Here is a 9,466-nt window from a genome sequence, read left to right on the forward strand (position 1 = left end):
CCACCGGTGGCGCAGCAAAGCGTCCGCCTTCATGGGCGACGCCGGCAGCATGATGCTGGGCGCCGCGGTCGCCTACTTCACGCTCGCGCTCGCCGCGGGAGAGAACTCGGCCGGCCCCGTAACGCGATCTGCCAGTAATAGAACGCGCGGGCCATCGCGAAATGGAACCCGGCTGGCCCGTCCAGAAAGCCGAGCTTGAACACGTAGGAGTGCAGGAAGGCGACCAACCACCGCCCGGGCGTCTTCCGGAACGCCGCCTTCATCAGGCGCCGGGCGAAACTTTCATTCGCCGCCAGCCGCACCAGCGTTCCGCGTTGCGCGAGCCGCGCCTCCCAGTCGGCATAGAGATCGTGGCGCCCGAAATAGGCTGCGGCGGGCTTCCGGTCCCAATGCAGGAGCGAGGATTTCAGGCGCCCGACCCGTCCGTCGATGATCGGCTGGTAATGGCCTTCGACCTCCCAGCCGCCCGGTACGTCGAGGTCGTCAGGGTGCGGGAACGTTGTGCGCCGCCGGTCCACCAGCATCATCTTGCAGTTGCGGTGGCCGAACCGCAGAGGCTCGCCGAGAAAGACGAACCGGCCCTCGATGAAGTAGGCCGCGCAGGGCGGCACGTCGGCCACGAGCTCAGCGATCTCCTGGACAAGCTCAGCCGACACGATCTCGTCGGCATCGAGCATCAGCACCCAGTCGTGCCGGACGGAGTGATGCTGGAGGGACCACTCCTTCTTCTTCGGGTACTGCCGGTTCCAGACGAACGGGAGGACCTCGGCGCCGTAGTGCCGAGCGATCGCCACGGTCGCGTCGGCGCTTGCGCTGTCGCACACCACGACCTGATCGAACTCGCGCAAAGCCTCCAGGCAATAGCCGAGGTTCATCGCCTCGTTGCGGGTGGGAATGACGACGGAGACAGGGATCATCGGATCATCCGTTCTGCGGAAGGGCGTTGACCGCGGCGCTCACGCGTTCTGGCGCTCAAGTTGGGAAGCCGGCTGCATGCCGAGCTCCGGCTCGGCCGGGCGCGCATTAAAGCGAAGGAGGGCACGGATCTTTACGACCGCCAGCCCATGGGCGGCGACCACAAGGCCGAGGCCTGTGGTGAGCGCCGCGTCGGAGGCGCCGAGCGTAGCGGCACCGCAGCCGACGCCGCCAAGCGCTGCGGAGACCGCGATCAGCGCAGCGGCCGCGCGCGCCGGGCTGATGCCCGCGTCGACGAGGATATGGTGCAGGTGCCGGCGGTCGCCGCTCATTGGACTGTGGCCGGCGCGGAGCCTGCGGACGATGAGGCTCAAGGTCTCGATCGCGGGCAGCGCGCAGATCCAGAGCAGCGCCGTCATGGGGCCGGCCGAGTTCTCTCCCGCGGCGAGCGCGAGCGTGAAGTAGGCGACCGCGGCGCCCAGCATCATGCTGCCGGCGTCGCCCATGAAGGCGGACGCTTTGCTGCGCCACCGGTGGCGCAGGTTGAAGACGAGGAATCCGAGCGCCGCGAACATAAGCGGCAGCGTCGCTATCATCGCTCCGGCGCGGCCCGCCGCCATCGCCGCCAGCGCGAGCCAGAACAGCGCGACGGCCCCCATCCCGCCCGCGAGCCCGTCGATGCCGTCCGCCATGTTGAAGGCGTTGGCGAGGCCGACGACGAAGATCACGCCGAGCGGGACCGCGAACGCGCCGAGCGGTGCGTCGCGCAGCCAGACGACGGATGGCGCGACATGCCAGACGATCAGTAAGGCGGCGCCGATCTGGATCGCGAGGCGCGACGCCGCCCGAAGCCCGAAGCGGTCGTCGCAGGCGCCCATCGCCACCAGCACGCCAAGTCCCGCCATCACGGTCCAGGGCGCGCGGGCGTCAGGCTCGAGCCAGAGCGACGCTACGACGAAGGCCGGAAACATTGCCAGGCCGCCGATCAGCGGGATCGCGCCTTCGTGCTGCTTCCTGCCGCCTGGGCGGTCCAGAAGACCGGCCCGCTGGGCGACGCCCTGCAGCAGGATCACGAAGACCACGGTCAGCAGGAAAGCATTCAGCATCTGCGGCGCGTAGGACATGGTGGTCTCCACAGGCTCGGAAGCCACGCGTGCCGCTCGTCCGCAGCGGGCGGAGACGGCAGTCAGAAGCGGGATCGCGAAGCGGGTGCCCGGCGTGTTCGGCTACGATCCTAGGCGCGGGTCCCGGCGTCAGAGAGCTAGGATTTCGGTCGGCGCCCGATACCTATTTCTTGTGGGCGCGATCGGCCGGAACGCGCAAAAGGGCGTAGCCCGACGCCGCGCCGTCATGTGGCTGCGGCGGCGTCCTGGGCGCGAGGCCGATGCGGGCCAGCGCGACGGCGCGCAGCCGGTCGTCGAGCACGAGCCTCCAGAACGCGACCACCGCAAGCACGCTGGTGACGGCGACGGCCGCCGCCAACTTTCCAACCGCCTGGGCCGGCGCGAGCGGGCCTTCGGTGACCAGCCAGACCGCGGCGCACGCGGTGACGAGCAGGGCCCCTATAGGCAGCACAACCTGTCCGACATAGAGCCTGGCGGGGATTTCCAGTCGGCGCAGCGCCGAGCGCGGGATATGCCATCCGGTGGTAGCCGCTTGCGCGAGCAACGTCGAAAGCGCAACCCCCGGGAGACCGAGCGTTGGCGTCAGCACGAAGCTCAGGGCGACGTTCAGAAGGCCTGCGGCGATGTACCAGGGGGCATAGATTTCGTTCTCCGTCGCCCGAGAGAAGCTGAAAAGCAGGCTTTGCTGCACATAGATCAGCAGCATGATGCTGAAGATCGTCATGACCTCCGCGCCTACGAAATACCCCTCGCCGAGCCATACGGTCATGATCGCCGGTCCGGCGAAGAGCAGCAGGGCCGCGCCGAGCGCCATCAGCCCCATGCCGACGCGTGCGCTGCGCATCACGATCGCTCTGATGCTGCCACGGGCCTCCGTCCGCCACAGCTGCGAGACGTAGATGCTGGCGGCGTCGCCGACCGCTATCGAGATCACGGCGGCGTTGGAGGCGAGCGTGTATGCGGCCACATAGCTCGGCAGGGTTTTCGGATCGAGGTAGCCGGCGATGAAGTATTGATCGCTGCGCATCAGCATCAACGCGCCGATCTCCGTCAGGAAATACTTGAACGAGGGCGCCATCAGGCTGATGGCCTCGGCGCGGTTCCAGCGGCCGGCAGCGGCCGCCAGGGCAGGCTCCTTTCGCGCGAGGTATTTGATGGCGGCTATGCGAAGAGCGACCCCGCCGAGCGCGGAAGCGACCGCCAGTGAGACCAGGCCACCGCCCGCGAGCGCGAGCGCGCACTGCACGAGAAGCGTCAGGCTGGTGAAGCCGATCGAGATCAGCGACACCGGCGCGACATAGCCCAGCCCCGAGATCGCCGCGGTCCACAGCCCGCTCGACAGCGCCACCATCTGCCCCGCGCAGATGATGGTCCACGCGCAGCGCGCCCGCCAAAGGAGCTCAGGGTCGAGTTCGAGGGTGCTGAGGAAGATCAGGCCGCCGATCCAAGACACCACGCCGACCCCGATGGCGATCAGGCGGTAGAGGCCGCGCCCGGTCGCGGCGAGACGCCCGAAGGCGAGGGTGGGGTCCTGGGCGGCGCGTCCCGCGGCCTCGATGGAAGCTTCGCCGCGCAGGAAGGCGAAGCGCCTGATCAGGGTGGACGTCAGCCCGAAATCGAGGAGCAGAACAAGCGTCCCGCTCTGGCTGAGGAGCAGCCACACGCCAAGCTCGGCGCTGGGTAGGCGCCTGAAGAGTATCGGCATCAATGCGAGGCTGCAGGCGATCGCTACGACGCGCGAGCCCCACATGGCGAGCACGGCCACCGTGATTCGGCGGGCGGTGGAAGGCTGGGAGGCGACAGGCGCGTCGGTCACGGCATATCCGTCGGACTGGCGATGCTGGCTGACGAAGGCGGCCGCGGTCGTATTCCACCAGGGGCGGGGGGAGCGGCAGCTCGAGGAGTGGCCGCCTCTGGATCCTCCATCCTGGCTGCTTGCCTCGCGCTGGTGCAGGGCGCTGATCTAGCCGGCGCCCAGCGATGATGAGCAACGCGCTCAAAGGATAGAGCCTCTCCGATGAGCTACCTCCTCCGAGGCCGGCGCGAGGCCGTGAGGCCCGTCGCCCGCCGCCCTTCCCCGGTAGAGACGGCTAATCGGCCACCTACTCCTTCTGGATAGGGATACGTCGTACGAGGGATTTTTTCGGACCCGAGCTACACCTCAGTCGGAAGTTGCTTGTGTCACGTCGCGCCAACACAGTTGCGTGATCAGTCTTATTCTGATGATAATCTGCAATAAACGCCCAGTTATGGCGGATCTGTTACATCGTCAGGTATTCATTAGCTGTCGGCGGGGCGAGTGGTGGCTGTTAACAAGATAACGATCGAGAACCAGATCCCGGGCAACCCGCAGGGCGAGTGGGACCTGCCGAATTTCGGAGACGAGAATATCGTCGGTTTCGCCGCGGACATCAGCGTCAACCGCGGCGGGACGGTTAGATTCAAGATTCGGACGGACTCGACTGACTACAGGATCGATATCTATCGGCTTGGGTACTATAATGGAGACGGTGCGCGCCTCGTGCACACCATACAGCGCCAGATATCGACCCCGCAGACACAGCCGAGCCCGAGCGGCAACACGACGCTCGGCTTGGTGGATTGCGGCGCCTGGCAGGTTTCTGCTTCCTGGGCGGTGCCGAGCGCCGCTGTGTCGGGCGTCTATCTAGCAAAGCTGGTGCGGCAGGACGCGACCGCGGGAGCGAACCACATCCCGTTCGTGGTGCGCGACGACGGCGCGACGAGCGACCTGATCTTCCAGACGTCGGATACGACCTGGCAGGCCTACAACTCGTGGGGCGGTTACAGTCTCTACGGCGGCGCGACGCCGGTGAACCGCGCCGTGAAGGTGAGCTACAACCGGCCCTACAACACCCGCGCCGGGGCCATGCAGGCCGGGCCATGGGACTGGATCTTCGGCGTCGAGCACGCGATGATCCGCTGGCTGGAACGCAATGGCTACGACGTCTCCTATACCACCGGCGTGGACGTCGATCGCCGCGGCGGAGAGCTTCTCACGCGCAAGATCTACCTGTCAGTAGGGCACGACGAATACTGGTCCGCCGCCCAGCGCGCCCATGTCGAGGCGGCCCGCGCGGCGGGCGTCAACCTCGCCTTCTTCAGCGGCAACGAGTGCTACTGGAAGATCCGGTGGGAGAACAGCACCGATCCCAGCGGCACCCCGTACCGCACCCTCGTCTGCTACAAGGAAAGCCGCGAAAACGCCAAGACCGATCCTTCGCCGGTCTGGACCGGCACCTGGCGGGATCCGCGCTTCTCGCCGCCTTCCGACGGCGGCCGGCCCGAGAACGCCCTGACGGGCACGATCTTCCAAGTGGACTCCTATCGGCTGGACGCCATCCAGATTCCGTACGAGCGGTCGCGCTTCCGCTTCTGGCGCAACACGTCGGTCGCCAGTCTGAACCCCGGCCAGACGGCGTCGCTCGTCACCAACTATCTCGGCTATGAGTGGGACGAGGACGTCGACAACGGCTTCCGGCCAGCGGGCCTCATCGACCTCTCGCTCACGTCGCTCACGGTGAGCACCTATCTGCGCGACTACGGCAGCACGCTCGGAACGACGGTCGCCACCCACAGCCTCACCCTCTACCGCGGCTCGGGCGGCGGCCTAGTCTTCGGAGCCGGCACGGTTTACCTGCCGTGGGGCCTCGACAGCAATCACGACGCCGAGGCGACTCCCGAGGATCCGAGGGTCCAGCAGGCCACGGTGAACCTGTTCGCCGACATGGGCGTCCAGCCGGCCACGCTGCAGGCGGGCCTCGTCGCCGCGACAGCGTCCACCGACGTCACCCCGCCGGTCTCGGTGATCACCTTTCCGGCCGCCGGTGCGAGCTTCCCGGAAGGCGAGCGGGTCACGATCACCGGCACGGCGACGGACGCCGGCGGCGTCGTCGCGGGCGTGGAGGTCTCGACCGACAACGGAGTGACCTGGCGCAAGGCCACCGGCCTTGCCTCCTGGTCCTTCGTCTGGATCGCCCAGTTGACGGGGACCCACGTTATTCGCTCCCGGGCGGTGGACGACAGCGTGAATCTGGAGGCGCCGGCGGCCGGCGTCTCCGTCACCGTGACGCCTGCGACGACCAAGAGCCTGTGGGGCTACGCCGACAAGCCGACCACCGTGTTCATCCAGGACGTCAACGGGGTGGAGCTCGGCGTTCGGTTCATGTCGTCGCAGGACGGCGCGGTGAGCGGCGTGCGGTTCTACAAGGGCGAGAAGAACGCCGCGCCGCACACCGGCTCGCTGTGGAGCGCGGCGGGCGCCTCGCTCGCGACCGCCGCCTTCTCCGGCGAGACCTTCAGCGGCTGGCAGACGGCGACCTTCGCGACGCCGGTCCAGATCACCGCGGGCGTGGTCTATGTCGCGTCCTACCACAGCAACGGCTTCTACTCGGCCGACGAGAACTACTTCACGAGCGCCCGGGTGCGGCCGCCGCTGACGGCGCTCTCGCATTCCGATGGGGGCAACGGCGTCTTCCAGTACGGCGCATCGACGACGTTTCCCGGCACGCCCGCCGACGCCACCAACTATTGGGTCGACGTCATCTTCGTTCCGGGGCCGACCCCACCGCCTCCCTCGGGCCAGACGCTCTTCGCGGTCAGCGACACGCCAGCGACCATCACCGTCGCGGACCCGAGCGCCGTGGAGCTCGGCGTGCGGTTCCGCGCGGCCGTCACGGGTTCGATCTCGGCGATCCGCTTCTACAAGGGGCCGAGCAATGTCGGCGCTCATGAGGGCAGGCTCTGGACGGCCGGCGGAAGCCTGCTCGCCACCGCGTCCTTCTCGGGCGAGACGGCGAGTGGCTGGCAGACGGCGAACTTCTCCTCGCCCGTGCCGATCGCCGCCAACACCACCTATATCGCTTCCTACCACAGCAACGGGTTCTACTCGGTCACGGAGAACGGATTTGCGACCGCCAAGGTCAGGGGCGACCTGACCGCCCCGGCGGACGCGGCGGGAGCCCCGAACGGGCTCTACACCTACGGCCCCTCCGGGTCCTTCCCGCTGTCGACCTTCAACAAGTCGAACTACCTCGTCGACCTCGTGTTCAACGCCGGCCCTGGGCCTGCTCCGGGCGCGGAAACCCTGTTCACGGACCTGGACACGCCGGCGACGCTGACGGTCAGCGATCCCCAATCGGTGGAGCTCGGCGTCAAGTTCAAGGCGAGCGCGGCGGGCGTCATCACCGGTGTCCGCTTCTTCAAGGGGCCGCAGAACGTCGGCATCCACCAGGCGCATCTCTGGAACGCGGCGGGTGCCCTGCTCGCCAGCGTCACCTTCGCCAACGAGACCGCGACCGGCTGGCAGAAGGTTCTGTTCGCGACGCCGGTCGCCATCACGGCGGGCGCGATCTACGTGGCCTCCTATCACACCGCCGGATTCTACTCGATCACCCCCGATTACTTCGCGGCGGCGCATGTGCGCGGCGCGCTCACGGCGCCGGCGAGCGGCGCAAGCGGCGGCAACGGCGTCTACCTCTACAGCGCCGCGGCGGCGTTCCCCAACCAGACCTTCAACGCCTCCAACTACTGGGTGGACGTCCTGTTCGAGGCGGCGACCTCCTGAAGAGGCCATCATGAGATTGGCTATCGTCGGTCGGACGGCGGCGCTCCTGGCGACAGCGCGTCGGCTCATCATGGAAGGTCATTCGATCGGTCTGGTGGTGACCCCCGCGGACGTTATTGGCGGCGAGGCGTTCGAGGCGCTGGCGCTCGCTTATGGCGCGGCCTTCATCAGGACGGCGCGGATCAATTCCGAGGAGATCGTCACCGCCATGCGGCTTGCGGCCTGCGAACTGGGGGTGTCGCTGAACTGGCGGACGTTGATCAAGCCGGCGGCGCTTGCGAGTTTCGCGCGCGGGGTCATCAACGGCCATGCCGGCGACCTTCCCCGCTACCGCGGCAACGCCTGTCCCAACTGGGCGATCCTCAGGGGCGAGGCCCATGTCGGGCTCTGCGTCCATCAGATGACGCAGGAGATCGACGCCGGCCCGGTCTTCGCCCGCGCCCGGCTGCGCCTGACGGACTCGACCTACATCACCGATGTCCAGACCTGGATTGACCGCATGCTCCCGGAGCTGTTCTCGCAGGCCGTGTCGGCCATCGGGCGGGGCGATCCGCCGGAGCCGCAGAACCCCGATCCCGCGGTCACCTTGCGCTGCTACCCGCGGCGCCCCGAGGACGCCCGCATCGAGTGGCGCGAGGACGCGCGCGACATCCACCGTCTCGTCAGGGCGTCGTCGCACCCGTTCGACGGCGCCTTCTGCTACCTGGATGACGAGCGCGTCTCGGTATGGCGGGCCGACGTCGTCGAGCCCCGTTCGCAGCATCTCGCGGTCCCGGGGCAGCCTTGCGAGGCGGTCGAGGGCGATCCGATGATCGCGTGCGGCTCCGGCTTCATGCGGCTGCGCGACGTCACCGTCAACGGCCGCTCGAACAAGCTCTCGAAGGCGCTCCTGAACCGCAGCGTCCGGCTGCGACTGACCTGAGACGCGGCCGACGCCAGGAGGAAAACCTACCGCTTTCGGGCAAGCGCAGGCTCCGATGAGAGGCGTCGGCAGCCATCAGGCGACCGCCTAGCCTCTGCAGCGGCTCACGAGCGGCTCAAGCTTGGCAGGATTCTCATGGCGACCGTCGACATCGTTATCCCTTGCTACCGTTACGGCCGCTTCCTCGAGGGCTGCGTCCGGAGCATTCTCTCGCAGTCGATGGACGACGTGCGGGTCCTGATCATCGACGACGCCTCCCCGGACGACTCCGCGGACGTCGCGCGCGCCCTGGCGGCGTCCGATCCCCGCGTCGAGGCGCTCATCCACGAGAAGAACCGGGGCCACATCGCCACCTACAACGAAGGCATCGACTGGGCGGAATCGCCGTTCTTCCTGTCTCTGTCGGCGGACGACTATCTGGCACCGTTCGCTCTCGAGCGCGCGGCGACGATTATGGGAGACGAGCCGCAGGTCGTGATGACCTTCGGCGCCTGCGTCAACTATTTCGAGGGGGAGCCCCCGCCCGACTTCGCCGGCCCCACGCCCGACGGAAACTGGCGCGTCTGGTCCGGGCGGGACTTCATCGAACTGCACTGCGCACGGGTCCGGAACCTGGTCCCGACCCCGACCGCGATCGTCAGGACGGCGACCCAGAAGGCGATAGGCGGCTATCTTCCCGCGCTGCCGCACGCCGGAGATCTGGAGATGTGGCTGCGGTTCGCCGCGTATGGCGCCATCGCCGAGACCCAGAGCCCCCAGGCGGTCTACCGCATTCACGGCTCGAACATGTCGGCGGGCTACTACAAGACCATCATCCGCGACTACGCGCAGCGCCGCGACGCCTTCGACATGTTCTTCGCCGACGCCGGCCAGCGCGTGCCGGACGCGTGCCGGCTGCATGCGCTGGCGCGCCGCCGCCTC

General features: G+C 67.9%; 5 protein-coding genes and 2 pseudogenes. 4 read left to right on the forward strand and 3 right to left on the reverse strand.

Going from position 1 to position 9,466, the window contains the following annotated elements; all coding sequences use genetic code 11:
• Nucleotides 1-77: 77 nt before the first annotated feature.
• The 3 genes from ACIKT0_RS08520 to ACIKT0_RS08530 form a co-directional block, all read right to left on the reverse strand.
• Nucleotides 78-917 (reverse strand): glycosyltransferase family 2 protein, encoded by an 840-nt coding sequence (locus ACIKT0_RS08520; protein ID WP_407104935.1) that lies wholly within the window; start codon nt 915-917, stop codon nt 78-80.
• Between the two features lie 39 nt (nt 918-956).
• Nucleotides 957-2,066 (reverse strand): MraY family glycosyltransferase, encoded by a 1,110-nt coding sequence (locus tag ACIKT0_RS08525; protein ID WP_407104936.1) that lies wholly within the window; start codon nt 2,064-2,066, stop codon nt 957-959.
• 136 nt (nt 2,067-2,202) lie between these two features.
• A complete protein-coding gene (locus tag ACIKT0_RS08530; protein WP_407104937.1) occupies nt 2,203-3,855 on the reverse strand; it encodes a lipopolysaccharide biosynthesis protein in 1,653 nt (550 codons plus the stop codon).
• Nucleotides 3,856-4,329: 474 nt separating this feature from the next.
• On the opposite strand from ACIKT0_RS08530, the pseudogene ACIKT0_RS08535 reads away from it, so the two are divergent.
• The 4 genes and pseudogenes from ACIKT0_RS08535 to ACIKT0_RS08550 form a co-directional block, all read left to right on the forward strand.
• Nucleotides 4,330-7,083, forward strand: a pseudogene (locus ACIKT0_RS08535) (N,N-dimethylformamidase beta subunit family domain-containing protein); the annotation flags it as partial.
• 87 nt (nt 7,084-7,170) lie between these two features.
• Nucleotides 7,171-7,623, forward strand: a pseudogene (locus tag ACIKT0_RS08540) (DUF4082 domain-containing protein); the annotation flags it as partial.
• A gap of 10 nt (nt 7,624-7,633) precedes the next feature.
• Nucleotides 7,634-8,545 carry a methionyl-tRNA formyltransferase gene (locus ACIKT0_RS08545; protein WP_407104938.1) on the forward strand — a complete coding sequence of 304 codons (912 nt, stop codon included), beginning with the start codon at nt 7,634-7,636 and terminating at the stop codon, nt 8,543-8,545.
• Nucleotides 8,546-8,680: 135 nt separating this feature from the next.
• Nucleotides 8,681-9,466: glycosyltransferase family 2 protein (locus ACIKT0_RS08550; protein WP_407104939.1), on the forward strand; the 786-nt coding region annotated here is incomplete at its 3' end.

It is taken from the genome of Hansschlegelia beijingensis (genome assembly GCF_045505405.1).
Taxonomy (GTDB): Bacteria; Pseudomonadota; Alphaproteobacteria; order Rhizobiales; family Methylopilaceae; genus Methylopila; species Methylopila beijingensis_A.